Source organism: Caulobacter sp. GW822-FHT01G02, assembly GCF_058802865.1.
Genome location: NZ_JBXAON010000002.1, coordinates 542,711 through 566,562, shown reverse-complemented (window position 1 = coordinate 566,562; position 23,852 = coordinate 542,711). Strand labels below are relative to the sequence as shown.

Genomic DNA, 23,852 nt, shown 5'->3' with positions numbered 1-23,852 from the left:
TCAGGCGTCTCCGAAGGCAGTTTCAGTGTTCGAGATTTCTGGGGCGACCGGCAGCAGCACGCGGAAGACGGTGCGGCCGGGCTCGGACTCGAAATCGATCAGACCGCCGTGGGCGGTGACGAGCTTGGTGACCAGGGCCAGGCCCAGGCCCGTGCCATTGGCCTTGGTGGTCACGAAGGGCTGGAACAGGTGGTCGCGCAGGCTGGCCGGCACGCCCGGTCCGTTGTCGATCACCTTCACCTCGATCGGCGCGCCGCTGGCGGTCTTGCCGTCGGCGCCGCGCACACGGACGCCGGGGCGCCAGGCGGTGTGGATCGAGATCTGGCCGCGATCGTCACCCCGCATGTGGGCGGCTTCTGCCGCGTTCTTGGTCAGGTTCAGGAAGACCTGGATCAGGTGATCCTCATCGCCCCACACAGGCGGCAGCGACGGGTCGTAGCTTTCCTTCAGCGTCAGGCCGTCGGCCACCCCGTTGGCGACCAGCGCCCGGACACGGTCCAGCACCTGGTGGATGTTGACCGGCTCGCGCGGCGTCGGCGCGGCTTCGGAGAAAGCCTCCATGCGGTCGACCAGGCGGCGGATGCGGTCTGTCTCATCGACGATCAGCTGGGCCAGCGGCTGGTCGACGGCGCTGGCGCCGGTTTTCAGCAACTGGGCGGCGCCGCGAATACCGGCCAGCGGGTTCTTGATCTCGTGAGCCAACATCTTGCCCAGGCCCACGACCGAGCGCAGGCCGGCCGCATCGGCGGCCTTGTCGACACCCAGGACGCCCTTGACGTGCAGGGTCAGCAGCACCGAACCATCGCCCAGCGGGACGGCGGCGCCGTCGGCCTCGAACGGCGGCTGGCCGAACAGGTTGACCTCGACGCCATGCTCGCGGACCAGCGCGCCTTCGAAGATCGCACGGTCCAACAGCGAGACCAGCACCGAACCCGGCGGCAGGGCGGCGCGGAAGCGGCCGCGCGCCAACAGCGACAGGCCGTGTCCGAACAGAGCCTCGGCGGCCTCGTTCACCGCCACCAGCCCACCGTCGCGGTCCACCACCAGGGCGGGCTCGGGGCTGAGATCGAAGGCGGCGGCCTTCAGGGCCTCGGGCGTGAGGCCGCCGAATACGCGGGCGTGGTCGGTCATGCGGCTAATCTCCCGCCCGCCAGCCAGAGATCGCGCAAGGCGACCTCAACGGCGGCGGGGTCTTCCAAGCGGCACAGGGTCGCGCGAGCGGCCCGGCGCGCCTCGGCCGTTTCCGGCCAGGGCGCGGCCTCGATGTATGAGGCCAGGTGCTTGCGAAACATCTTCAAGCCCAGTTTCTCGCCGTAGAACTCGAGGCTGCGGCGGAAATGAGTGAGGGCGATGGCCAGGCGCTCTTCGGCTTCCGGCTCGGCGAAGCCCCTGCCTTCGAGCGCGGCCTCGATCGCGCAGGCTATCCAGGGGCGGCCATAGACGCCCCGGCCGATCATCACGCCATCGGCGCCGGATTGTTCAAGCGCCATGCGGGCGCTGTCGCCGTCGATGATGTCGCCGTTGACCAGCACCGGCACCGAGACAGCCTTCTTGACCGCCGCGACAGCGGTCCAGTCGGCGACGCCCTTGTAGAATTGGTTGCGGGTGCGGCCGTGAACCGTGATCGCCTTGGCCCCGGCGGCTTCGGCCCGGCGGGCGATATCGGGTGCGTTCAGGCAATCGACGTCCCAACCCAGGCGCATCTTCACCGTCACGGGAACGTCGACGGCCTTGACGGCGGCGGCGACCAGCGCCTCGGCAAGGTCAGGCTCGCGCATCAGGGCCGAGCCGCAGGCGACGCCCTTGGTGACTTCCTTGGCCGGGCAACCGAAGTTCAGATCGATGATCTCGGCCCCGGCCTCCTGCGCCATGCGGGCGCCCTGGGCCATGAAGGCGATGTCGCGGCCGACCAGTTGGATCACGGTCAGCGGCAGGCCATCGCCGACCGCCGCGCGGCGCACGACATCCGGCCGCCCCCGCGCGAGCTCCGCGCTGGCCACCATCTCCGTCGCCACGTAAGGCGCGCCGAGCGCCGTGGCCGTTTCTCTAAAAGGCAGATCCGAAACCCCGGTCATGGGCGCGATCCACACCCGACCGGGAACTTCGACCCCGCCGATCTCGAGCGTGTTGCTCATTTTATGATCATCCCCGCAGCATTCTTTTTAGGCACATTGTGCAGCGCAGTAAAGCCCAGATCGACTAGACTTCGGCGGCCACCGGACTAAACAGCCGCCATGACCTTTTCCGCCGTGATCGTCGCCGCCGGTTCGGGAAGCCGAGCCGGTCCGGGCCAGGCCAAGCAGTGGCGTCCCGTGGCGGGTAAAGCCGTTCTGCGCTGGTCGGTCGAGGCCTTCCTGGCGGCCGGGGCTGCCGAAATCGTCATCGTAACGACCGAAGACGGCGAAAACGCGCTCCCAGAGGTGCTGAATGGCCTCCCTGGCTGGCGTGTGGCCCGTGGCGGCGCGACGCGGGCGCTGTCGGTGCGGTCGGGCCTCGCGGCGCTCACCGATCGTCCCCAGGACGAGGCGGTCCTGATCCACGACGCCGCCCGCCCCTTCCTGACCGGCGCGATCATCGACGGCGTGCTGAAGGCGCTCGAGAGCGCCGACGCGGTCTTGCCCGCCCTGCCCGTCGCCGACACGCTCAAGCGCGGCGAGCCCGGCCAGAACCTGATGACGATCTCGCGCGAGCACCTCTGGCGCGCCCAGACGCCGCAGGCCGCGCGCCGCGACACTCTGCTCGCCGCCTATGCCGCCTGGGCCGGGGACGAGCCGACCGACGACGCCCAGGTGGTGGAAGCCGCGGGGGGGCGCGTGGCTATCGCGCCGGGCGGCCCGCTTCTGATGAAACTCACCTATCCCGAGGACTTCGCCATGGCTGAAAGGCTCGCCGGCGCGGCGCGCATCACTCGAGTCGGCCAGGGCTTCGACGCCCACCGCTGGGGGCCGGGCGAAGAGGTCTGGCTTTGCGGCGTGGCCATCAAGCACGACGAGACGCTGATCGGACATTCGGACGCCGACGCTGGCCTGCACGCCCTGACCGACGCGATCCTGGGCGCGATCGGCGAAGGCGACATCGGCGACCACTTCCCGCCGACCGACCCGAAGTGGAAGGGCGCGGCCTCGGACCAGTTCCTCAGGCGCGCCGCCGAGCTGGTCGCGGCCAAGGGCGGGGCGATCGTCAATGTCGACGTGACCCTGATCTGCGAGCGCCCGAAGATCAAACCGCATCGGTTGGCCATGCGTGAGAGGCTGGCCGAGATCCTCGACCTCCCGCTCGACCGGGTCAGCGTCAAGGCGACCACGACCGAGAAGATGGGCTTCACCGGTCGTGGCGAGGGTTTGGCCGCGTCCGCCGTCGTGGCGGTCGAGACGCCGGCCTGAACGGTCTAAGCTAAGGCCTACGAATCCGGAGACGCCGATGTTCCCGCTGGAAATCGAGACCCTGGCCCGGCTGCTGATCGACGAGGCGCGCGCCAAGTCGCTTCGCCTCGTGTCGGCCGAGAGTTGCACCGGCGGCCTGGTGGCCGGGGCGATCTGCTCGATCTCCGGCGCGTCCGACGTCTTCGAGCGCGGGTTCGTGACCTACACCAACCGCGCCAAGTCCGAGATGCTGGGCGTGCCGGGCGACCTGATCGCCGACCACGGCGCGGTGTCCGAGCCGGTGGCGCGGATGATGGCCGAGGGCGCTCTGCGCGAGAGCAATGGCCATGTCGCTGTATCGATCACCGGCATCGCCGGTCCTGGCGGCGGCACGCCGATGAAGCCGGTTGGCACGGTCCACTTCGCCGTGGCTCGCGCCAATCGCTCCGTGGTCCATAGGCGCGAGCACTTCGCCGGCGAGACCCGCGAGGCCGTGCAGTTGGCGGCGGTGCGAACCGCGCTGGAAATGCTCCGCGAGGCGGTGGCCTAGTGCCCGAAACCGCGCCCAGCGACTGGCGGCGCTTCGCGGGCGCTGGCCTCTCGCAGAAGGCGTTGAAGGCCGCGGCGGCCCGCAAGACCGAAATCCGGCACGCGATCCGAGTGTCGGCCGCGGTCGGCGCGGCCTTCGCCCTGGCCACCCTGCTGCGCCTGCCGCAAGGGTATTGGGCGGTGTTCACCGCCGTGATCGTGGTGCAGTCCAGCCTGGGGGCGACCATCACCGCCTCGATGGAGCGCTTCATGGGCACGGTCGTCGGCGCCCTGGCCGGCGCCGTGGCGGCCTATTTCCATGCCAAGTGGCCGGAGTTCGGCGGCGTGATCCTCTGCGTCACGGTGGCGCTGCTGTCGTTCGTGGTCTCGATGCGGCCGGCGCTGAAGGTCGCGCCGGTCACCGCCGTGATCATGCTGATCGGCCAGACGACCCATATGGACCCGCTGATCGCCGCCAGCCTGCGGGTCGCCGAGATCACGGTCGGCAGCCTGGTGGGCGTCGCCGCCACCCTGCTGATCTTCCCGGCCCGCGCCCACGCCTCGGTGGTGACCAGCGTCCAGAAGATCGCCGGCCTGCAGGCGCACATCCTCGACAGCTATATTCTCATGCTGCGCGGCGCGCCGGGACCAACCGACTATCTCAAGGCCCAGGACGACCTGCGCGCGGCGCTGGCCAAGCTGCAGACGTCGATGACCGAGGCCGATCGCGAGAACGCCAGCAAACTCAGCGAGCGATCGGTGTCAGACGCCCTTCCACGCACGCTTTGGCGGCTGCGCAACGACACGGTGATGGTCGGCCGCACCTTGCGCGAGCCCTTGCCGGCCGAGGGGCTGGCGCCGGCCGCCGCCGACATGCTGGAGGCCAGCGCCAAGTTCCTGCGCGGCGCGGCCGACCTGCTGGCTGGCGGCCCGCGTCCGGACCGCGTGGCCTTCGCCGAAGTCCACCAGACCTTCCAGGCCTGCGTCGAGGGTTTGCGCCAGAAGGGTCTCACCCGCGGGCTTGAGTTCGACGACGCCGCGCGGGTGTTCGGCCTGGTCTTCGCGATCGAGAACCTGTTCGGCAACCTCGGCGACTTCGAGGAGCGGATCGAGGAAGCCGTGGCCAAGAAGGACTAAGCTAGGAACGATCGGGCTTTGCGCCGTAAATCTGCCTCGCCCGATCCTCGAAGCAGGCGATCAGCTTGTTGGCGGCCTTGTCGATATTGGCGGCCAGCATGGCGTCCAGCAGCGCCGCCTTGAAGGCGAAGTCGATCACGAACTCGACGCGGGTCGCGTCGCCCTCGGGCGCGAAGCGCCAGCCATTAGTCAGGCGCTTGAAGGGGCCGTAGAGCAGGCTGACGTCGATGCTCAGCGCGTCGCGATCGCGGCGGACGCGGGTGGCGAACTTCTCGCGCAGGAACGAGAAGCCGACCTGGGCCTCGGCGTCGACTGTGCTGATGGGGCCGTCGACGCGGCCGTTCCAGGTGCGCATGCCGGTGATCCACGGCACGAACTTCGGATAGGCCTCGACGTCGCCAACCAGTTCGAACAGCTGCTCGGGCGCGTACGGAAGCACCCGCGTGACCACGTGACGATGCACGGCTTTCTACGCGGTGCGGGCGTCGAGCGCGCGACGAGCGGCCTGCAGCTTGGCGAAGTCGTCGCCCGCGTGGTGCGACGAGCGGGTCAACGGGCTGGACGACACCATCAGGAAGCCCTTGGCCCGGGCGATCGCCTCATAGGCCTTGAATTCTTCCGGCGTCACGAACCGGTCGATGGCCGCGTGCTTGCGGGTGGGCTGCAGGTACTGGCCGATGGTGATGAAGTCGACGCCGGCCGAGCGCATGTCGTCCATGACCTGCATGACCTCCTCCTTGGTTTCGCCCAGACCGACCATCAGGCCGGACTTGGTGAACTGGGAGGGATCGCGCTGCTTCACGCGGTCCAGCAGGCGCAGCGAGTTGTAGTAGCGAGCGCCGGGGCGGATCTTCAGGTAGAGCCGCGGCACGGTCTCGAGGTTGTGGTTGAAGACGTCCGGCTTGGAGTCGATCACCACGTTCTCGGCGTTGTCCTTGCGCAGGAAATCCGGCGTCAGGATCTCGATGGTGGTGCTCGGCGCGGCCGCGCGAATGGCGGTGACCACTTCCGCGAAGTGGCGAGCGCCGCCGTCCAGCAGGTCATCGCGGTCCACCGAGGTGATGACCACGTGCTTGAGGCCCATCTTGGCGACAGCCTCGGCCACGCGGCGCGGCTCGTCGGGATCCAGCTGGGTCGGCAAGCCGGTGGTGACGTTGCAGAAGGCGCAGGCGCGCGTGCAGATCTCGCCCATGATCATCATGGTCGCGTGCTTCTGGCTCCAGCACTCGCCGATGTTCGGACAGGCCGCTTCCTCGCAGACCGTGGTCAGCTTGTGCTCGCGCACGATGCCCTTGGTCTCGTTGTATTGACCCGTGCCAGGCGCGCGGACTCGCAGCCACTCGGGCTTGCGAAGCACCGGCGTGTCCGGGCGGTTCTGCTTTTCGGGGTGGCGCGCCGCCCGGTCATCCGAGCCGCGAGCCTTGAGGGTGTCGATCACCGTGGCCATGGCGCCTAAATCGGTCTTCTTGGCTCGCGGATCAAGCGCTTGATCTTGCTTAAGTCAGCAACGCGCGAAATGACTGTGCCGGTATGCGTCGCCGCCTCCTCGCTATCGCCCTAGCCTTGACCGTTTCCGCCTGTGGCGACGGGGGCTCGCGCGCGCCGTTCGCCGAGAGCCGGACGCCGCCGTCACTGAGCGCGCGGTTCTACCCGCCCCAGGGCTGGGCCTGGGGCTACGTGCGCAGCGGCGAGGGCCTGGTGCAGCGCTACGGCGTCACCGCGCCGCCCGTCGCGCCCAGGGCGACGATCCTGATTCTGACCGGCTACGGCGAAAGCGCCGAGAAATGGTTCGAGACCGTCACGAACCTGACGGCGCAAGGCTTTTCGGTGTGGGTGCTGGAGCGTCAGGGCCAGGGCGGATCCGAGCGCGAGACACCCTGGCGCGACCTCGGCCATGTCGACAGCTTCGATCCCGACGTCGACGCCGTACGCGCCCTGGTGAAAGGCGTGATCCGGCCGGGACCCGACATGCCGCTTGTGGTGCTGGGCCATTCCGAGGGCGGACTCGTGGCCCTGCGCGCCGCTCAGCAAGGCCTGGCCATGGACGGACTCGTCCTCTCTTCCCCCGCCTTCGGGCTGACCGCCCTGCCCCGGCCGCGCTCGGACTTCGCCAGGTTCACCCCCGCGATGCGGTTCCTTCGCTTGGGCTGGATCAAGACCCCGGACCAGCCCGGCTGGCGGCGGGACGCGCCGGATGACGGCCTTACCCACGACCCGGTTCGCGGCAGGGTGCAGGCGGCCTGGATGCTGGCCAATCCCGACCTGCGTATGGGGGGCCGGAGCCTGGGTTGGTTCGCGGCGTTCTTCGATGCCTCCGAAGCCGCCGCCCATGACATCCGTAGAACGAACGTTCCAACGCTGATGCTGACCGCCGACCACGACAAGGCCGTTTCGGCCACGCCGCAGACCCGGCTTTGCGCGGCGATGGCCACCTGTCAGGAGACCCGTTACCCGATGTCGGGACATGACCTGCACATGGAATCGGACGCGGTTCGCCAGGCCTGGCTGGCCGCGATCGTAGATTTCACCCGAACCCGGACAGCCGCCAAGGCCCTGCCTCGCAGGGGGTGATCCTCACGGTTTGTGACTCTTTCTTGCAAAACCGGACCTTCCCCGGCAGACTCGACGTTTAAGAACGGGAGCGCGCTTTCGCTCTTCGGGGAGGTTTCGCCGGGATGCCGGTAGCTTACGACGCGCAAGCTGGCCACAAGGCCATCTTCGACGCCCTCATCGACGCCCGCGACAAGTATGGCGCCAAGAAGCCGATCCTGGAGGACCAGGACCGCAATCCTCTGTCCTATACGGATCTGATCCGCGCCAGCTTCGCACTGGGCCGTAAGATCGCGGCCATGACGAAGCCGGGTGAGAACGTCGGCATTCTATTGCCGTCGGGCTCGGGCTCGGTGGTGACGTTTTTCGCCCTGCACGCCTTCGGCCGCGTGCCGACCATGCTGAACTTCACGGCGGGTCTGCGGAACATCAAGGCCGCCTGCAAGCTGGCCAAGATCAAGCGCGTGCTGACCGCCCACAAGTTCATCGAACTGGGCAAGCTGCACGACATCGTCGATGCGATCGGCGAGCACGCCGAGGTCACCTATCTGGAAGACGTGCGCGGGACGATCGGCTTCGGCGACAAGCTGTTCGCCGCCGCCGCGGGCCTCTTCCCACGGCGGTTCCGCGCCCCGGCCAAGCCGTCGGACAAGGGCGTCGTGCTGTTCACCTCGGGCAGCTTCGGCGCGCCGCGCGGCGTGGTGCTGACCCAGGCCAACCTGGTGTCGAACGCCCAGCAGATCGCCGCCCACATCGCGCTGGATCCGGCCTGGGTGTTCTTCAATCCACTGCCGGTCTTCCATTGCTTCGGCCTGACCGCTGGAGTGATCCTGCCGCTGATGACCGGCATGAAGGCGTTCCAGTACCCCTCGCCGCTACACACCAAGCAGATCCCGCCGCTTATGAAGGACGTCGGAGCCTCGGTGCTTCTGGCGACGGACACCTTCGTCAACCAGTACGCCCGCTCCGCCGAACCCGACGAGATGTCGGGCCTGAAATTCATCGTCTGTGGCGCCGAGAAGGTTCGCGACGAGACGCATAACCTCATCGCCGAAAAGTTCGGCGGCGTGCCGGTGCTGGAAGGCTATGGCGCGACCGAGGCGTCGCCGGTGATCGCGGTCAACAAGCCCGATGACAATCGACGGGGCACCGTCGGCGGCCTGTTGCCGGGCCAGGAGTGGAAAATCGAGCCCGTCGAAGGCATCCCTGAGGGCGGCAAGCTGCTGGTGCGCGGCCCGAACATCATGGCGGGCTATCTTCGCGAGGATGGCGGCGTCGACGCCCCGGTAGGCGGTTGGCATGACACGGGCGACGTGGTCACCATGACCGACGACCTGTGGATCACCATCAAGGGCCGCGTGAAACGCTTCGCCAAGATCGGCGGCGAGATGGTCTCGCTGACAGCCGCCGAGGACCTGGCCTCGGCCGTGTGGCCCGACGGCCGCCACGCCGTGATCTCGATGCCCGACAAGAAGAAGGGCGAGAAACTGATCCTGGTCACCGACCGTCCCGACGCCGCCGTGGCCTCGCTGGTCGCCCACGCCCAGACGATCGGCGCGCCCGAACTGGCCGTGCCGCGCAAGATTCTCAAGGTGCAGGAAGTGCCCGTTCTGGGCAGCGGCAAGACCGACTATGTCGCCATCCAGCGGATGGCGGAAACCGACGCGCGCGCCGCCTAGGTCGAAATCCGGCGAAGCTGATCAAGCTTCGCCGGAACGTTCCTGTCCTAAGGTCTTTGGGCGCTGCCTAGAACACGCTTCCAAGGGCTTCGAGCTCCGCCCGAAAGCCCTGCTTGCGGCCATGCATGGCGCGCAGGTCGGCCACGAAGGCCTGATGATCGGGATACTCGCCGTAGTCGCCGATCATGACCGACAGCGACTCCGCTTCCAGCAGCTGACGGGCGGCCTCCGCGTAGCGCGCCGCGACGCCGTAGGTCAGCACGTACTGGATCGAGGCGCGCAGCAGCAGCGTCGCGGCCATGGGATAGGCGCCCTCCAGCCGGCGCGCGGCTTCGGCTATCAGGGTGTCGTCGGCGCCGCTGATCTCGCCGGCGCGGGCCAGCACAAGGCGTGAGGCGGCCATCAGGTCCGGCCACGAGACCAAGAACGCCAGCGCCCTGTCGAATTGCGGGAAACGCTTGGCGACCGCCTTGGCCTGATCCTCGGCCTCGACATCGTCGAAGTCCGGCAGGCCTTTCAGATAGGTCCTCAGACGCGGGATCGACAGCGTGCGCTCGAACTCCGACCAGCGGCGTTTCTGGGCCTCCTCGTGGTGACCGGTGGCCTCCAAGGCGTCGAGCATCGCCTCTTCCCAGGCGTCGCGCTCCTCCAGAGAGCTCTGGTGACGGCCGCGCTGGTCACTGGGCGCGCCGGCATGCAGGGTCGCCAAGGCGTCCTCGGCGCGCCCGGCCTCCAGCAAGCGGCGCGCGATCTCGGCCGAGACCAGGGGCGTACGGCGCAGCTCCGGCGCGAAGGTCGCCTCGAAGGCGTCGACATCGCCGCTGGCGTCGGCCAACCGGCGCAGGGCGTCCCTGTAGATCCCGCTGCGAGCGTCGCGGATGGTGCGCGCGGCCAGCAGCTTTTCCAAGGTTTCGCGGAGGTGGGCTTGCCCCTTCTCGCCAAGCAACGGCCCCAGCGCGTTCACCACCGGTCCGAACTGGGCATAATCGTCGCGACGCAGCAGGTTGGCGATCCGGTCGGCGAGGACAATCGGATCCGGCATGGCCCCGGCGGCGATCGCGCCGACCCCGTCGCGAGCGGCCAGGAACACGTCGCCGATGGGGCCCTCGGCCTGGCTGAGGCGATCCAGGGTCGGCGTCGCCAGATCCAGCAGGTCCAGCATCAGGTCGAGCGCCGCGGTGGCGTCGTCCTGCGCCAACCGCTCGATCATCCCGCGATGCAAGTCGAGATCCCTGGCGAAGGCCGCGCGCTTGCGCCAGTTGATGCGAGACGACGACTTGCCGATCGCCGTCAGACGCTTGGAGATCTCCAGCGCCAAGCCTTCGGTGTTCGACTCGGCGAACAGTTCCAGCCGCAACACGCGCTTGACGTGGCTGTCGCTGGACAGGTCGAGGAGGATGGCGGCCAGGCGCTCAGGACCCAGGTCGACCAGATTGGCCTCGGAAAGGGTCGTCTTCGATCCCTTCCGAGCCTTGACCGGCTTCACCTTGTCCGGAGCGTCGTCCGTCGTCGTCGCGGCCTTGCGCGCCATCCAGTTTCCTCAAGCGAGGCCTAGATGTGCAGGACTCGGCCGTAAGCGTCCAGAGCGGCTTCGTGCATGGCCTCCGACATGGTCGGGTGGGCATAGACGATGCCGTGCAGGTCTTCCTCGGTCGCTTCCAGGGTGATGGCCGTGACGAAGCCCTGGATCATTTCGGTCACTTCGTGGCCGATCATGTGGGCGCCGATCAGGGCGCCGGTCTTGGCGTCGAATACGGTTTTCACGAAGCCTTCGGTCTCGCCCGCGGCCACGGCCTTGCCATTGACCTTGAACGGGAAGCGCCCCGCCTTGACCTCGATACCGGCCGCCTTGGCGCCGGCTTCGGTATAGCCGACCGAAGCGACCTGCGGATTGGCGTAGGTGCAGCCCGGAATCGGCGAGTGAACGTTCGGGGTCTTGTAGCCGGCGATGGCCTCGGCGGCGTGGATGCCTTCGTGACTGGCCTTGTGGGCCAGCCAGGGCGCGCCGGCGATGTCGCCAATGGCGTAGAGGCCCGGGACATTGGTCTTGCCGTGCTTGTCGGTGACGGCGTGACCACGATCCAGGTTCAGGCCAACGGCGTCCAGACCCTCGCTGTTCGGCGCGATGCCGACGGCGACGATGCACTTCTCGGCCGTCAACTGTTCGATCTTGCCGCCGACGTCGACGGTGACCGAGACGCCGTCCTTGGTCTTCTCGACCTTGCTGACCTTGGCGCCGATGCGGAACTTGATGCCGCGCTTCTCGAACGCCTTCTGGGCGGCCTTGGAGACCTCGGCGTCCTCGACCGGCATGATCCGGTCCAGGGCTTCGACGACGGTCACCTCGGCGCCCAGGGCGCGGTAGAAGCTGGCGAACTCGATACCGATGGCGCCCGAGCCGATCACGACCAGCGACTTGGGCATGGTCTTGGGCGCCAGGGCGTCGCGATAGGTCCAGATCTTGTCGCCGTCCGAGACCGCGCCGATCGCCGGAATCTCGCGAGCGCGGGCGCCGCTGGCCAGGATGACGTTCTTGGCCTGGACCGTACGGCTGCCGCCGGCCTTCAGGGCGATGACGAGCTTGGGCGCGGGATCGCCCTTCTCCAGCTTGGCCTCGCCCTCGATGACCTCGATCTTGTGCTTCTTCATCAGGAAGGCGATGCCGCCCGACATGGTCTTGGCCACGCCACGCGAACGCTCGATGATCTTGGTGAAATCGAAGGCCGGCTTCTCGACCGACAGGCCGTAGCTGTCCAGGTGCGACAGCTGTTCGAAGATCTCGCCCGACTTCAGCAGGGCCTTGGTGGGGATGCAGCCCCAGTTCAGGCAGATGCCGCCCAGGTTCTCGCGCTCGACGATCGCCGTCTTCAGACCCAGCTGGCTGGCGCGGATCGCGGCCACATAGCCGCCAGGACCGGCGCCGATGACGACGACATCGAATTCCGTGGACATGTTCATCTAACCCTAGCTTGGACGTCGTCCGTGGGAAACCGGACGGCCTAGATCGATCGGCCCGCGAGCCGATCCGGGAGAAACTAAAGCAGCGCCTCGATCGCGACCTTGAGGTCTTCGGGCTTCACGGTCGGCGCGAAACGTTCGACGACCTCGCCGTCCTTACCGATCAGGAACTTGGTGAAGTTCCACTTGATCGCCTCGGTGCCCAGCAGACCCTTCTGCTCCTTCTTGAGGAAGCGGTAGAGCGGGTGGGCGTCAGCGCCGTTGACCTCGATCTTGCTCATCACCGGGAAGGTCACGTCGTAGGTCAGCGAGCAGAAGTTCGCGATTTCCTCGGCGTTCCCCGGCTCCTGAGCGCCGAACTGGTTGCAGGGGAAGGCAAGGACTGTGAAGCCGCGATCCTTGTAGGCCTTGTAGAGCGTCTCGAGGCCCTCGTACTGAGGCGTGAACCCGCACTTGCTGGCGGTGTTCACGATCAGCAGCACCTGGCCGCGATAGTCGGCCAGGCTCACGTCCTGGCCGTCCAGCGTCTTGGCCGAATAGTCGTAGACCGACATGCTCGCCTCCAGCCCTGAACCAGATCAAACGATCAGGGTCAGCGGCTCTTCGATCAGCGGCTTGAAGGCCGCCAGGAACTTGGCGCCGATAGCCCCGTCGACCACGCGGTGATCGCAGGTGAGGGTCACGCTCATCACGGTGGCCACGGCCAGTTGGCCGTCCTTGACCACCGGACGCTGCTCGCCGGCCCCGACGCTCATGATCGCGCCCTGCGGCTCGTTGATGATCGAGGCGAACGCCTTGATGCCGAACATGCCGAGGTTGCTGACCGAGAAGGTGCCGCCCTGGAATTCCTCGGGCTTCAGCTTCTTGGACTTGGCGCGAGCGGCCAGATCCTTCACCTCGGCCGAGATCTGGGCCAGGCCCTTGGTCTCGGCGGCGCGGACGATCGGGGTGATCAGGCCGCCGTCGATGGCCACGGCCACGGCGATGTCGGCATGCTTGTGCATGGCGATGCCTTCCGGCGTGTAGGAGGCGTTGGCCTCCGGCACGCGCTTCAGGGCCACGGCCACGGCCTTGATGATGATGTCGTTGACCGACACCTTCACGCCCTGGTCGCTCAGCAGGCTGTTGATCTTGGCGCGCGCGGCCAGCAGGGCGTCGATCTCCAGATCGATCGTCAGCGGGAAGTGCGGCACGTCGCGGAAGCTGTCCGTCAGGCGGCGCGCGATCGTCTTGCGCATGCCGTCCAGCGGAATGAGGTCGTAGGAGCCGGCGGGGATGCCCATCTGCTCCAGCGACTGGACCTTGCGCGGCTCGGCGGCGGCCGGAGCAGCGGCGGCGGGCGCCGAAGCTGGCGCAGCCTTGGCGGCCGGAGCGCCCGACTTGGCGGCTTCCACGTCGGTCTTGACCACGCGGCCGTGCGGGCCGGTGCCCTTGATGCCCTTCAGGTCCAGGCCGGCGGCCGAAGCCAGGCGGCGGGCCAGCGGCGAGGCGAAGACACGCGAACCGTCGGCGGCGACCGGCGCCGGCGCGGCGGGAGCCGGGGCCGCTGCGGGCGCGGCGGCAGGCGTCGGAGCGGCGGCGGCCTTGGGCGCTTCAGCCTTCGGAGCCGGCGCGGGGCTTTCGTCCTCGCCCGCCAGCTTGGCGATCAGGGCGTTGACCTTGACGTTCTCGGTCCCGGCGTCGACCAGGATGGCTTCGACGACGCCTTCATCGACGGCTTCGACTTCCATCGTCGCCTTGTCGGTCTCGATCTCGGCGATCACGTCGCCGGCCTTGACGGTGTCGCCGACCTTGACGTGCCACTTGGCGAGGGTTCCCTCCTCCATGGTGGGCGACAGGGCGGGCATCAGGATGTCGATCGACATTGAGCTTTTTCCTCAATCGTTCGGGACTGTGTCGGCCCATGGTGTGCTGGGTCGCCGTCCGCGATACCCCGCTTGAAACGGGATGAATTCATTGGCCGAGACGATGCGGCCCCCGCCCGTCTGGAGCAAGGGCCGCGCCGGTCTTAGCGGTAGCTGACCGCCTTGGCCGCCTTGACGATCTTCTCGACCGAAGGCAGCGACAGGGCTTCCAGGTTGGCCGCGTACGGGAGCGGTACGTCTTCCTGGTGAACCCGCAGCGGCGGGGCGTCCAGGTAGTCGAAGCCGAACTCCGTGATCCGGGCGACGATCTCGGCGCCGACGCCCATCGGGCCCCAGCCTTCCTCGACCGTGACCAGGCGGTTGGTCTTCTTGACGCTTTCCAGGACCGTGGCGTGGTCCATCGGGCGGATCGTGCGCAGGTCGACGACCTCCGCCGAAATGCCTTCCTTCTCCAGTTCCTCGGCCGCCTTCAGGGCGAAGCCCACCATGCGGCTGTAGGCGACCAGGGTGACGTCCGAGCCTTCGCGGCGGACCTTGGCCTTGCCGATCGGCACGACCCAGTCCTCGACGTCCGGAATGTCGAACTCGTGGCCGTACATCATCTCGTGTTCGAGGAAGACGACCGGGTTCGGATCGCGGATCGCGGCCTTGAGCAGCCCCTTGGCGTCGGCCGCGTCATAGGGCGCGATGACCTTCAGGCCCGGGACGTTACCGTACCAGGCGGCGTAGTCCTGGCTGTGCTGGGCGCCGACGCGCGAGGCCGCGCCGTTCGGACCGCGGAACACGATCGACGACTTGATCTGGCCGCCCGACATGTAGAGCGTCTTGGCGGCAGAGTTGATGATGTGGTCGATCGCCTGCATGGCGAAGTTCCAGGTCATGAACTCGACGATCGGCTTCAGGCCGGCCATCGCCGCGCCGACGCCCATGCCGGCGAAGCCGTGCTCGGTGATCGGGGTGTCGATGACGCGCTTGTCGCCGAACTCCTGCAGCAGTTCACGGCTGACCTTGTAGGCGCCCTGGTACTGGGCGACTTCCTCGCCCATCAGGAAGACGCGGTCGTCCTTGCGCATTTCCTCGGCCATGGCGTCGCGCAGGGCGTCGCGGACCGTGATCTTCTTCATCGGCGTACCCGCCGGGATTTCCGGGTCGGCGAAGGTCGAGGCGGCCGAGATCGGGCCGGCGGCGGCAGGAGCAGCGGCGACCGGAGCCGGGGCGGCTTCAGCGGCGGGGGCGGCGGCCGGAGCGGCCGGAGTCGCGGCTTCGCCCTCGCCCTTCAGGCGCGCGATCAGGGTGTTGACCTTGACGTTCTCGCTGCCGGCCGGAACCAGGATGGCTTCCACCACGCCTTCATCGACGGCTTCGACTTCCATCGTCGCCTTGTCGGTCTCGATCTCGGCGATCACGTCGCCAGCCTTGATGGTGTCGCCTTCCTTGACGAGCCACTTGGCCAGGGTGCCTTCCTCCATCGTGGGGGAAAGCGCGGGCATCAGGATGTCCGTCACTCGGCGGCCTCCAGGTAGACGTCGGTATACAGTTCCGAGGGATCAGGCTCGGGGCTCGTGCGAGCGAACTCGGCGGCCTCGGCGACAATGCGCTTCACGTCCGCGTCGACGCCCTTCAGGTCGTCCTCGGTCACGCCGGCCGCGGCCAGGCGTTCCTTGATGTGGTCGATCGGGTCGCGGGTCGTCTTGACCTCGTCGACCTCTTCCTTGGTGCGGTACTTGGCCGGGTCCGACATCGAGTGGCCGCGATAGCGATAGGTCTTCATCTCGAGGATGTACGGACCCTGGCCGCTGCGGGCGTGCTCCGTGGCGCGGGCGCCGGCTTCACGGACGGCGACGACGTCCATGCCGTCGACTTCCTCGCCCGGAATCCGGAACGACGTGCCGCGCTTGTGAAACGCGGTTTCCGAGGCGGCGCGCTCGACGCTGGTGCCCATGGCGTACTGGTTGTTCTCGATCACGTACACGACCGGCAGCTTCCACAGCTGGGCCATGTTGAAGCTCTCGTAGACCTGGCCCTGGTTGGCCGCGCCGTCGCCCATATAGGCGTACGAGACCTTGCCGTTGCCCTTGTAGTGGTTGGCCAGCGCAAGGCCGGTGCCGAGCGCCACCTGGGCGCCGACGATGCCGTGGCCGCCGTAGAAGCCGGCGGCGACGTCGAACATGTGCATCGACCCGCCCTTGCCCTTGGACGAGCCGCCGGCGCGGCCGGTCAGCTCGGCCATGACTTCTCGGGGATCCATGCCCGCGGCCAGCATATGACCGTGGTCACGATAGCCCGTGATGATCTGGTCGCCCTCCTGCGAAATCGACTGCATGCCGACCGCGATGGCTTCCTGACCGATGTAGAGGTGGCAGAAGCCGCCGATCAGGCCCATGCCGTACAGCTGGCCGGCGCGCTCCTCGAAGCGGCGGATCAGCAGCATGTCCTGATAGAATTTCAGGAGTTCGTCTTTCCCGACGAAAGCGTTGACACCGGTGTCTACCGCCTTCCCCGCCGAGGCCTCAGCCTTGCGCGTGCGCGCCATTCAAATCTCCCTGGCCAATCTTCATCGCGGCCTTCGTCCTGAGAGCGCCACCCGCCGAAAAAACGTCGGTTCCGCGTGGGAGGCGCCCTGGTGTCTCGCCAAGATCAATCCGGGATCGGGTGATCCACGTACTGACCGACAGCCGATTCCAGGAATAGGCGACCCGTCAGCTCGGACGCTTGACCCGGATCACATAGTCCCTCGGGTCGGCATATCCTAGAAGCGAGCGCGCGCGCTCCTCCAGGAGATCAGCCGACAGACTGCCGCTGCGTAATAGACGAGCACGGGCCTCAAGGTCCATCCTCTCCGCGCGTATCTTCCTGAGTTCCTTTGTTTTTGCTGCGAGGTCCGCATTGCGCTGCGAAATGGACAGCAGACCCCGATCACCTGTCAGAGCGTGAAAGGCGAAGTAGAAAATCAGGAAAAAGATCGCCGCGGTCGGCAGGAAGGGTTGCAGTCGGGCGAACATCTCAGGGTCCCAGAGAGGGATTCGTAGGATCGCCGACCGTGCTTAACGCCTTCTAAATCCAGGCGTTGAGCGGTGTCTTTAACAGTTCGCCACTCAGGCGAACGATGCTTTCACGTGAGATCGTTTCACGCGCATCTAGATACTGCGCCGCCGAAGCCATTTCGCGACCGCGAAGGGCGCGGAAATGGTCTCGCTTGAAACCACTGCCGAGCTTTTAGAAAATTTGTGGGTTAACGGTGTCGGGGACCGCACGAACGTCTTCGTCATTCGGCCTGGCGGACCAGAATCGCACCCGAAATGCAAAAGGCGCGGCCCTTTTCGGAAGCCGCGCCTTCGCGAGATCTAGCGATCTGGAGGGTCTTAGCGGCCCTTCAGCGCCGCGCGGCCGGCATAGACGCCTTGATCGTCCAGCATCTCTTCGATGCGCAGCAGCTGGTTGTACTTGGCGGTGCGGTCCGAGCGGGCCAGCGAGCCGGTCTTGATCTGACCGCAGTTCAGCGCAACGGCCAGGTCGGCGATCGTGCTGTCCTCGGTTTCGCCCGAGCGGTGGCTCATGACGCTGGTGTAGCCGTGGCGGTGCGCCAGATCGACGGCGTCGATGGTTTCCGACAGCGTGCCGATCTGGTTGACCTTCACCAGGATCGAATTGGCCAGGCCCTTGTCCAGGCCCATCTGCAGGCGCTTGGGGTTGGTCACGAACAGATCGTCGCCGACCAGTTGCACCTTCTTGCCCAGGGTGTCGGTCAGCAGCTTCCAGCCGTCGAAGTCGTCCTCGGCCATGCCGTCCTCGATCGACAGGATCGGGAACTTCGAGGCCAGGCCGGCCAGGTAGTCGACCATCTGGGCCGGGTCGAGAGACCTGCCCTCGCCTTCCAGCTCGTACTTGCCGTTCTTGAAGAACTCGGTCGAGGCGACGTCCAGGCCCAGGACGAAGTCCTCGCCAGCCTTATAGCCGGCCTTCTCGCCAGCCTTGACGATGAAGTCGAGCGCGGCTTCGGCCGAGGCCAGGTTCGGGGCGAAGCCGCCCTCGTCGCCGACGTTGGTGTTGTGGCCGGCGTCCTTCAGAGCCTTCTTCAGGCTGTGGAAGATCTCGGCGCCCATGCGCAGGGCTTCGCGGAATTCCTTGGCGCCGGTCGGCAGGATCATGAATTCCTGGATGTCGATCGGATTGTCGGCGTGGGCGCCGCCGTTGATGATGTTCATCATCGGGGTCGGCAGCACGCGGGCGTTCACGCCGCCGACGTACTTGTAGAGCGGTTGGCCGGCCGACTCGGCGGCGGCCTTGGCCGTGGCCAGAGAGACGCCCAGGATGGCGTTGGCCCCCAGGCGGGCCTTGTTCGGCGTGCCGTCCAGCTCGATCAGCAGGTTGTCGACGCGGCGCTGGTCCTCGGCGTCCACGCCGGCCAGGGCGTCGAAGATCTCGCCGTTGACCGCGTCCACGGCCTGCAGGACGCCCTTGCCCAGATAGCGGGCCTTGTCGCCGTCGCGCTTCTCGTTGGCCTCATGGGCGCCCGTCGAGGCGCCCGATGGCACCGCGGCGCGGCCGAAGGCGCCGTCGTCCAGGATCACGTCGACTTCGACGGTCGGGTTGCCCCGGCTGTCGAGAATTTCGCGGGCGATGATGTCGACGATCTCGGTCATGGGCTGCTCCTAGAGGCCAAAAGGCGCGCCCGCCTTTAGCCGCCAAGCGCCGCGGGCGCAACTTGACTTCCCCTGGACAGGCGCCGATCACCGGTCACAACGGCGGAAACATGCCTCAGACGTTGTAGATCGGCGTGAGGCCGTTCCTCTGGCCCAGTTTGAACAGGACCCGGTCCGAGCCGAAGTCGAGCTCGACCTTGGCGAACAGCTTCAGCACGTCCACGCCCAGCAGAACCGCCGGTCGGTCATTCAGCGACCAGACGTCGAAGATGTGCACGTCGGCGAAGGCCATGGGAATGTTGGTCAGCTGCAGATTGCCCATGGTGATCGACGGCACGACGCGGAACTCGCCCAGATAGACCTCGCCGCCGGCCGTCAGCAGGCGTGCGGGCTTGACGAAGTCCGGCACGCGCCGCCGCTTGGCGGCGACCGCCCGCTGCAGGGCCATGTTTCCAATCGATACGCCGCCGCCGGAATCGATGAAGGCCACCGAGCGCGTGCCGGCGACCCGGGCGTCGGTCAGGGTCAGGCGCCCGAAGCGGGCGTCGGCCGGCAACGAGATCTCATCGGCCTTGCGGGTCATTTCCGAGAAGAACTGGCTGCGGCGGATCAGGAGGCGCCGGTTGCGGAAGTCCATGACGACGTTGCGCCGGTCGAGGATGTCGACACCCAGCAGGCCGTCGGCCCCGACGCGTTCGTAGGGCAGCACGGGCAGGACCGCCGCGCCCATCCGAGCTTCGCCGGCCCGCATGCTGTCGATCCGCGCCGTCGGACTGGTTATGGCGCTGGAGATGCCGTGGATGAGGATCTGCGGGCCCGCCGCCAGGTTCAGCTTCTCGGCGACCGCCGGAGTCAGCACACTGCGCCCGGCTCCGGTGTCCACCACGAAATTGAAAGGGCCCTGCCCGTTGATCTCGACCTCGACCGTGAGGCGATCGTCAGCGTCCAGCGAGGCGTCGAGGATCAGCACCGGATCGTCCGGCGGCGTCGGCGCGGTCGCTGACGGCAGAGTCTGATTGACGGAAACGGGGGTGATGACCTCGGCCATGGCCGACGACGCGGCCCCATAAAGCCCTAGTCCTGAAATTCCCAGTCCCGCCGTGATATTTCGGCGTGTGAGCATGGGCGTACCTCCCAGCTCGGAGGCTAACACCTTTTTTGTGCATACGACGAAAATACGACGAAAAACGCCGCCCGGGCGAACCAGGCGGCGTTTTCGAAATCGTCACTGACGAAAGGAGACCTTAGTCTTCCTTCGGCGTCAGGATCTGCTTGCCGTTGTACATGCCGGTCTTCAGATCGACATGGTGCGGACGGCGCAGCTCGCCGGTGTCCTTGTCCTCGATGAACGAGTTGGCGCCCAGGGCGTGGTGCGACCGGCGCATGTTCCGGCGAGAAGGCGAAGTTTTTCTTTTAGGAACGGCCATCGAAGTGACTCTGCTCGTTGAGCGTGAAAATCGAGAGCGGCGACTCGGGGGTGCCCAGGTCGCCGCGTGAGGGCGCGCTTATGCCCGAATCTCTTCGGGGATGCAACACCGCGCTTCAGACCAGTCGACCATGCTCCTTGGCCGCGGCGATGAAGCTGGCGAAAAGCGGGTGCGGAGCGAACGGACGGCTCTTCAGTTCCGGGTGATACTGCACCCCGATGAACCACGGATGGTCATCCCGCTCGACGATCTCGGGCAGCACGCCATTGGGCGAGCGGCCGGTCAATTTCAGGCCGGCGTCCTCCATCAGGTGGGCGTAGCCGATATTGACCTCGTAGCGGTGTCTGTGGCGCTCGCTGATCTCGGTCGCGCCGTAGATCTCGGCGACCTTCGATCCCGAGGTCAGGACGGCGTCATAGGCCCCCAGGCGCATGGTGCCGCCCAGATCGTCGTTGGCGCGGCGCTGGACCGTCTCGTTGCCCTTGATCCACTCGGTCATGATGCCGACCACGGGACGCTCGGTGGGGCCGAACTCGGACGAGCTGGCGTCCTTGATGCCGGCGACGTTCCGCAGGGTCTCGATAACCGCCATCTGCATGCCGAAGCAGATGCCGAAGTAAGGCACCTTCCGCTCCCGGGCGAACTGGGCCGCGCGGATCTTGCCTTCCGCGCCCCGCTCGCCGAAGCCGCCGGGCACCATGATGGCGTGGGCGTTCTCGAGACGGGCCGCGGCCGCGCCCTCGTCGCCCTCGAAGGTCTCGCTCTCGACCCAGTCCAGGTTGACCTTGACCCTGTTGGCCAGGCCGCCGTGGTGCAGGGCCTCGATCAGCGACTTGTAGGCGTCCTTGAGCACCGTGTACTTGCCCACGACGGCGATGGTCACCTCGCCGTCGGGGTGCTGGACGGTGTCGTCGATGGTCTTCCAGCGCGCCAGGTCCGGGGCCGGCGCATCGCTCATGCCGAAGACGTCGAGGACTTCGGCGTCCAGGCCCTGCTCGTGATAATCGATCGGCACGGCGTAGATGGACGAGGAGTCCATGGCCTGGATGACCGCGCTGGGACGGACATTGCAGAACTGGGCGATCTTGCGCTTTTCCTCGGCCGGGATCTCCTGCTCGCAACGGCAGAGCAGGATGTCCGGCTGGATGCCGATCGAGCGCAGCTCCTTGACCGAGTGCTGGGTCGGCTTGGTCTTCATCTCGCCGGCCGTCTTGATGAACGGCAGCAGGGTCAGGTGCAGGTAGCAGCTCTGGCCGCGCGGCAGGTCCTGGCGCAGCTGGCGGATGGCTTCGAAGAACGGCAGGCCCTCGATGTCGCCGACCGTGCCGCCGATCTCGACCAGCACGAAGTCGACGGGCTTCTTGCCCGTCTCGTCCATGGCCGGCGACAGGACGAAGTCCTTGATCTCGTTGGTGACGTGCGGAATCACCTGGACGGTCGCGCCGAGGTAGTCGCCGCGGCGCTCCTTCTCGATGATCGTCTTGTAGATCTGGCCCGTCGTGATGTTGTCGGCCTTCTTGGCCGACACGCCGGTGAAGCGCTCGTAGTGGCCCAGGTCGAGGTCGGTCTCGGCCCCGTCATCGGTCACGAAGACCTCGCCGTGCTGATACGGGCTCATCGTGCCCGGATCGACGTTGAGATAGGGGTCGAGCTTGCGAAGGCGAACCGTGTAGCCACGCGCTTGCAGCAGCGCGCCGAGCGCCGCCGAGGCCAAACCCTTGCCAAGCGAGGAAACCACGCCGCCGGTGATGAAAATGTACCGCGTCATGGGCGATCAGTTTACCCGTGATTCGACGACGCCGGAAAAAGACCTGCGTTCATCAACAAGATTAAACCCCCGAGGTCGCCCTCGGGGGTCAGTGGAAGACCGTCTTGGGACGGTTATTGTTGTTTGGGCTGTTCCGCCGGCGGGGCCGCGACCGTGGGGGTCGGGGCGGCGGCGGCCGGCTTTTCAGCCGGTTTGGCCGGCTTCTTGGCTTCGGCCTTGGGGGCCGAGGGCGTCGGCGCCAGCAGCGCCGGTTGCGCGGCGGCCGGGGCCGGCGTGTTGATCTGCGGAGTCGGGGCCTGGATGGCGCCCGGCTGGTTGTCCGGTGAGGCCGGCAGCGAGTTCAGCGACCCGGGCGGCGGGGTCGGCGCGGCGTTCAGCGTCTTGGCGTCCAGGCCCTTGACCTGGTCGGCCACCGATCCGCCGGTATTGGCGCGCCCCGTCAGAATGGTCAGGGTCAGGCTGATCAGCAGGAAGACCGAGAACAGGATCCAGGTGATGCGGGTCAGCAGGTCACCGGCGCCGCGGGCGGTCATGAAGCCGGAGTTGCCGCCACCCATGCCCAGCGCGCCGCCTTCGGAGCGCTGCATGAGCACTACCCCGATCAGGCAAAGGCAGACGACGATATTGATGGCCAGCAGGACGCCGATAAGCATGTGGAATGTATTCTCGATCCGGGCGCGGGCGAAATGCCGCGTTAAAAACGAAGCGGCCCCTCTACCACTAGCGAGCGCTCCGCGCCATAGCTGGGAAGCGCGCCGACAAACGCAACCCCGAAAGCCAGACCGCCCCATCGCATGATCATCGAGACCGAACGCCTGACCCTCACGCCGCTGACGGTCGACGACGCGCCCCTGATCTATCCGTTCCTCAGCGACGCCGAGGTGATGTCCAACCTCGACCAGGAGCCGATCGAGGATCCCGACGAGGTGGCCAGCCGCGTCGCCGCCCAGGTGGAGGAGATGGCCGCCGGCGACGCCGCCTACTGGAGCATCCGCCATGCCCAGAGCGGCCAGTACCTGGGCTATTGCGAATTCGTCGACATCGACCGGCGTCACGATCGGGCCGAGATTCGCTTCGTCATCGACCGCAAGGGCTGGGGCCAGGGTTTCGGCGCCGAGGCGGTCAGCGCCCTCCTCGCCCATGCCGCCGGCAGCGGCCTCAAGAGCCTGGTGGCCAGCATCCATGTCGGCGACAACCGCGCCGAGCGCCTTCTGGACAAGCTAGGCTTCAAGGCCGAGGGCTACCTGAAGGGCGCGGTGCACCGCGACGGCGAGCGTCGGGATCGGCGGCTGTACGGGCTGCGGCTGTAGACGCACGGCTCCGCCGCTTCACGCGATCGCTTCGCTGAAGGTGTGGAAAGGGATGCGGAGCGCCGGACAGCGTCCGGAGTGTGTGTGTTGTGTGTACCGTTTCGACGAAGTCTGACGCCCCGCGCGATCGTTATCCGCCAGCGTCCCGTCGGGTGGCCCTGTTCAGGCCTTACCGGGACCCAGGCGCCTCCGTTTCCGGAAGCGCCCAGAGGTCGAAGAGGACGGGCTTACAGCCTGACACGCCCCTTTGCCTTCGACCACGCCGACGGCGGGCGGGTGAGCCCAGCAAGCCCATCCCCGGACCGTCCGAGTATCCCCCTCGGACCCAGTCCCGCTCGATCACCCCCCGCCGCCGCAATCGGTCGCTGGCCATGCGCCCTTTCCTCGCGACGAGGTGGAGAGAGAATACGACAGGTTTTGAGGCCGGGGATGGAGGGCGGCGAATGCTCGTGAGTCACCCAAACCCTCTCTCTTAGAGAGAGGGAGGGGCCCATGCGCAGCATGGGAGGGTGAGTGGTTACACCGCTCGCAGATAAATCCTGGAAAATCAGCGGGATGCCGAACCCGGACGGGGCTTCGCCTAACCACTCACCCTCCCACGCCTGCGGCGCGGGCCCCTCCCTCT

22 protein-coding genes and 1 pseudogene are annotated in these 23,852 nt (G+C 67.1%); 6 read left to right on the top strand and 17 right to left on the bottom strand.

Annotation, left to right across the window (positions count from 1 at the left end):
• Entirely contained in the window at positions 1 to 1,131 is a 1,131-nt protein-coding gene (locus AC1RNC_RS08160; RefSeq protein ID WP_492885193.1) for a two-component system sensor histidine kinase NtrB, read from the bottom strand.
• Complete coding sequence (gene dusB / locus AC1RNC_RS08155) at positions 1,128 to 2,135, bottom strand: tRNA dihydrouridine synthase DusB (protein WP_492885191.1); 1,008 nt, start codon at positions 2,133 to 2,135, stop codon at positions 1,128 to 1,130. The genes AC1RNC_RS08160 and dusB overlap by 4 nt, the downstream gene beginning before the upstream one ends.
• Positions 2,136 to 2,234: 99 nt before the next feature.
• On the opposite strand from dusB, the gene AC1RNC_RS08150 reads away from it, so the two are divergent.
• The 3 genes from AC1RNC_RS08150 to AC1RNC_RS08140 are packed head-to-tail and all read left to right on the top strand — an operon-like array spanning position 2,235 to position 5,027.
• Positions 2,235 to 3,383 carry a bifunctional 2-C-methyl-D-erythritol 4-phosphate cytidylyltransferase/2-C-methyl-D-erythritol 2,4-cyclodiphosphate synthase gene (locus tag AC1RNC_RS08150; RefSeq protein ID WP_492885189.1) on the top strand — a complete coding sequence of 383 codons (1,149 nt, stop codon included), beginning with the start codon at positions 2,235 to 2,237 and terminating at the stop codon, positions 3,381 to 3,383.
• Positions 3,384 to 3,420: 37 nt separating this feature from the next.
• A complete protein-coding gene (locus tag AC1RNC_RS08145) occupies positions 3,421 to 3,912 on the top strand; it encodes a CinA family protein (protein ID WP_492885187.1) in 492 nt (163 codons plus the stop codon).
• Complete coding sequence (locus AC1RNC_RS08140; protein ID WP_492885185.1) at positions 3,912 to 5,027, top strand: FUSC family protein; 1,116 nt, start codon at positions 3,912 to 3,914, stop codon at positions 5,025 to 5,027. Before AC1RNC_RS08145 ends, AC1RNC_RS08140 begins: the two co-directional genes overlap by 1 nt.
• 1 nt (position 5,028) lies before the next feature.
• Here the strand turns inward: AC1RNC_RS08140 and AC1RNC_RS08135 are convergent, their stop codons facing one another.
• Positions 5,029 to 5,490: a type II toxin-antitoxin system RatA family toxin gene (locus tag AC1RNC_RS08135; protein ID WP_492885183.1), complete on the bottom strand. Its 462-nt coding sequence runs from the start codon at positions 5,488 to 5,490 to the stop codon at positions 5,029 to 5,031.
• Between the two features lie 6 nt (positions 5,491 to 5,496).
• Positions 5,497 to 6,474, bottom strand: a complete 978-nt coding sequence (gene lipA / locus AC1RNC_RS08130) for a lipoyl synthase (protein ID WP_492885182.1) — start codon at positions 6,472 to 6,474, stop codon at positions 5,497 to 5,499.
• Between the two features lie 83 nt (positions 6,475 to 6,557).
• Here lipA and AC1RNC_RS08125 point away from each other — a divergent pair, with 83 nt between their 5' ends.
• Positions 6,558 to 7,598, top strand: a complete 1,041-nt coding sequence (locus AC1RNC_RS08125) for an alpha/beta fold hydrolase (protein ID WP_492885181.1) — start codon at positions 6,558 to 6,560, stop codon at positions 7,596 to 7,598.
• 104 nt (positions 7,599 to 7,702) lie between these two features.
• Entirely contained in the window at positions 7,703 to 9,256 is a 1,554-nt protein-coding gene (locus AC1RNC_RS08120) for an AMP-binding protein (protein WP_492885180.1), read from the top strand.
• 67 nt (positions 9,257 to 9,323) lie between these two features.
• Here the strand turns inward: AC1RNC_RS08120 and AC1RNC_RS08115 are convergent, their stop codons facing one another.
• The 12 genes from AC1RNC_RS08115 to secG all read right to left on the bottom strand — a co-directional run bounded on the left by AC1RNC_RS08115 (position 9,324) and on the right by secG (position 22,570).
• Positions 9,324 to 10,787: a DUF6880 family protein gene (locus AC1RNC_RS08115; protein ID WP_492885178.1), complete on the bottom strand. Its 1,464-nt coding sequence runs from the start codon at positions 10,785 to 10,787 to the stop codon at positions 9,324 to 9,326.
• Between the two features lie 20 nt (positions 10,788 to 10,807).
• The gene (gene lpdA / locus AC1RNC_RS08110; RefSeq protein ID WP_492885176.1) at positions 10,808 to 12,208 is read right to left on the bottom strand and encodes a dihydrolipoyl dehydrogenase; all 1,401 of its coding nucleotides are present in this window, start codon (positions 12,206 to 12,208) and stop codon (positions 10,808 to 10,810) included.
• Positions 12,209 to 12,291: 83 nt separating this feature from the next.
• Positions 12,292 to 12,768: a glutathione peroxidase gene (locus AC1RNC_RS08105; protein ID WP_492885174.1), complete on the bottom strand. Its 477-nt coding sequence runs from the start codon at positions 12,766 to 12,768 to the stop codon at positions 12,292 to 12,294.
• Positions 12,769 to 12,792: 24 nt separating this feature from the next.
• Positions 12,793 to 14,079 carry a pyruvate dehydrogenase complex dihydrolipoamide acetyltransferase gene (locus AC1RNC_RS08100; protein ID WP_492885172.1) on the bottom strand — a complete coding sequence of 429 codons (1,287 nt, stop codon included), beginning with the start codon at positions 14,077 to 14,079 and terminating at the stop codon, positions 12,793 to 12,795.
• A 143-nt stretch (positions 14,080 to 14,222) separates the two neighbouring features.
• Positions 14,223 to 15,584 carry a pyruvate dehydrogenase complex E1 component subunit beta gene (locus AC1RNC_RS08095; protein WP_492885170.1) on the bottom strand — a complete coding sequence of 454 codons (1,362 nt, stop codon included), beginning with the start codon at positions 15,582 to 15,584 and terminating at the stop codon, positions 14,223 to 14,225.
• On the bottom strand, positions 15,581 to 16,612 hold the full coding sequence (pdhA, locus tag AC1RNC_RS08090; protein WP_492885168.1) for a pyruvate dehydrogenase (acetyl-transferring) E1 component subunit alpha: 1,032 nt from the start codon (positions 16,610 to 16,612) through the stop codon (positions 15,581 to 15,583). The genes AC1RNC_RS08095 and pdhA overlap by 4 nt, the downstream gene beginning before the upstream one ends.
• 166 nt (positions 16,613 to 16,778) lie before the next feature.
• The gene (locus AC1RNC_RS08085; protein WP_047405705.1) at positions 16,779 to 17,081 is read right to left on the bottom strand and encodes an FtsB family cell division protein; all 303 of its coding nucleotides are present in this window, start codon (positions 17,079 to 17,081) and stop codon (positions 16,779 to 16,781) included.
• Between the two features lie 360 nt (positions 17,082 to 17,441).
• The gene (gene eno, locus AC1RNC_RS08080; protein ID WP_492885166.1) at positions 17,442 to 18,722 is read right to left on the bottom strand and encodes a phosphopyruvate hydratase; all 1,281 of its coding nucleotides are present in this window, start codon (positions 18,720 to 18,722) and stop codon (positions 17,442 to 17,444) included.
• Between the two features lie 115 nt (positions 18,723 to 18,837).
• Positions 18,838 to 19,770 (bottom strand): aspartyl protease family protein, encoded by a 933-nt coding sequence (locus AC1RNC_RS08075; RefSeq protein ID WP_492885164.1) that lies wholly within the window; start codon positions 19,768 to 19,770, stop codon positions 18,838 to 18,840.
• 196 nt (positions 19,771 to 19,966) lie between these two features.
• Positions 19,967 to 20,149: a 50S ribosomal protein L32 gene (rpmF, locus tag AC1RNC_RS08070; RefSeq protein ID WP_010919589.1), complete on the bottom strand. Its 183-nt coding sequence runs from the start codon at positions 20,147 to 20,149 to the stop codon at positions 19,967 to 19,969.
• Positions 20,150 to 20,264: 115 nt separating this feature from the next.
• Positions 20,265 to 21,917 carry a CTP synthase gene (pyrG, locus tag AC1RNC_RS08065; protein WP_492838472.1) on the bottom strand — a complete coding sequence of 551 codons (1,653 nt, stop codon included), beginning with the start codon at positions 21,915 to 21,917 and terminating at the stop codon, positions 20,265 to 20,267.
• A 113-nt stretch (positions 21,918 to 22,030) separates the two neighbouring features.
• Positions 22,031 to 22,570, bottom strand: a complete 540-nt coding sequence (gene secG, locus AC1RNC_RS08060) for a preprotein translocase subunit SecG (RefSeq protein WP_492885161.1) — start codon at positions 22,568 to 22,570, stop codon at positions 22,031 to 22,033.
• A gap of 141 nt (positions 22,571 to 22,711) precedes the next feature.
• Here secG and AC1RNC_RS08055 point away from each other — a divergent pair, with 141 nt between their 5' ends.
• A complete protein-coding gene (locus tag AC1RNC_RS08055) occupies positions 22,712 to 23,227 on the top strand; it encodes a GNAT family N-acetyltransferase (RefSeq protein ID WP_492885159.1) in 516 nt (171 codons plus the stop codon).
• 169 nt (positions 23,228 to 23,396) lie between these two features.
• Here AC1RNC_RS08055 and AC1RNC_RS08050 read toward each other — a convergent pair.
• Positions 23,397 to 23,634 (bottom strand): annotated as a pseudogene (locus tag AC1RNC_RS08050) (hypothetical protein).
• Positions 23,635 to 23,852: the final 218 nt, after the last annotated feature.

Excerpts from the sequence above, each read along its gene's own strand:
- AC1RNC_RS08160 (WP_492885193.1), bottom strand. The coding sequence starts at position 1,131 with ATGACCGACCACGCCCGCGTATTCGGCGGCCTCACGCCCGAGGCCCTG.
- dusB (WP_492885191.1), bottom strand. The coding sequence starts at position 2,135 with ATGAGCAACACGCTCGAGATCGGCGGGGTCGAAGTTCCCGGTCGGGTG.
- AC1RNC_RS08150 (WP_492885189.1), top strand. The coding sequence starts at position 2,235 with ATGACCTTTTCCGCCGTGATCGTCGCCGCCGGTTCGGGAAGCCGAGCC.
- AC1RNC_RS08145 (WP_492885187.1), top strand. The coding sequence starts at position 3,421 with ATGTTCCCGCTGGAAATCGAGACCCTGGCCCGGCTGCTGATCGACGAG.
- lipA (WP_492885182.1), bottom strand. The coding sequence starts at position 6,474 with ATGGCCACGGTGATCGACACCCTCAAGGCTCGCGGCTCGGATGACCGG.
- AC1RNC_RS08125 (WP_492885181.1), top strand. The coding sequence starts at position 6,558 with ATGCGTCGCCGCCTCCTCGCTATCGCCCTAGCCTTGACCGTTTCCGCC.
- AC1RNC_RS08120 (WP_492885180.1), top strand. The coding sequence starts at position 7,703 with ATGCCGGTAGCTTACGACGCGCAAGCTGGCCACAAGGCCATCTTCGAC.
- AC1RNC_RS08115 (WP_492885178.1), bottom strand. The coding sequence starts at position 10,787 with ATGGCGCGCAAGGCCGCGACGACGACGGACGACGCTCCGGACAAGGTG.
- lpdA (WP_492885176.1), bottom strand. The coding sequence starts at position 12,208 with ATGTCCACGGAATTCGATGTCGTCGTCATCGGCGCCGGTCCTGGCGGC.
- AC1RNC_RS08105 (WP_492885174.1), bottom strand. The coding sequence starts at position 12,768 with ATGTCGGTCTACGACTATTCGGCCAAGACGCTGGACGGCCAGGACGTG.
- AC1RNC_RS08100 (WP_492885172.1), bottom strand. The coding sequence starts at position 14,079 with ATGTCGATCGACATCCTGATGCCCGCCCTGTCGCCCACCATGGAGGAG.
- pdhA (WP_492885168.1), bottom strand. The coding sequence starts at position 16,612 with ATGGCGCGCACGCGCAAGGCTGAGGCCTCGGCGGGGAAGGCGGTAGAC.
- AC1RNC_RS08085 (WP_047405705.1), bottom strand. The coding sequence starts at position 17,081 with ATGTTCGCCCGACTGCAACCCTTCCTGCCGACCGCGGCGATCTTTTTC.
- eno (WP_492885166.1), bottom strand. The coding sequence starts at position 18,722 with ATGACCGAGATCGTCGACATCATCGCCCGCGAAATTCTCGACAGCCGG.
- AC1RNC_RS08075 (WP_492885164.1), bottom strand. The coding sequence starts at position 19,770 with ATGGCCGAGGTCATCACCCCCGTTTCCGTCAATCAGACTCTGCCGTCA.
- rpmF (WP_010919589.1), bottom strand. The coding sequence starts at position 20,149 with ATGGCCGTTCCTAAAAGAAAAACTTCGCCTTCTCGCCGGAACATGCGC.
- pyrG (WP_492838472.1), bottom strand. The coding sequence starts at position 21,917 with ATGACGCGGTACATTTTCATCACCGGCGGCGTGGTTTCCTCGCTTGGC.
- secG (WP_492885161.1), bottom strand. The coding sequence starts at position 22,570 with ATGCTTATCGGCGTCCTGCTGGCCATCAATATCGTCGTCTGCCTTTGC.
- AC1RNC_RS08055 (WP_492885159.1), top strand. The coding sequence starts at position 22,712 with ATGATCATCGAGACCGAACGCCTGACCCTCACGCCGCTGACGGTCGAC.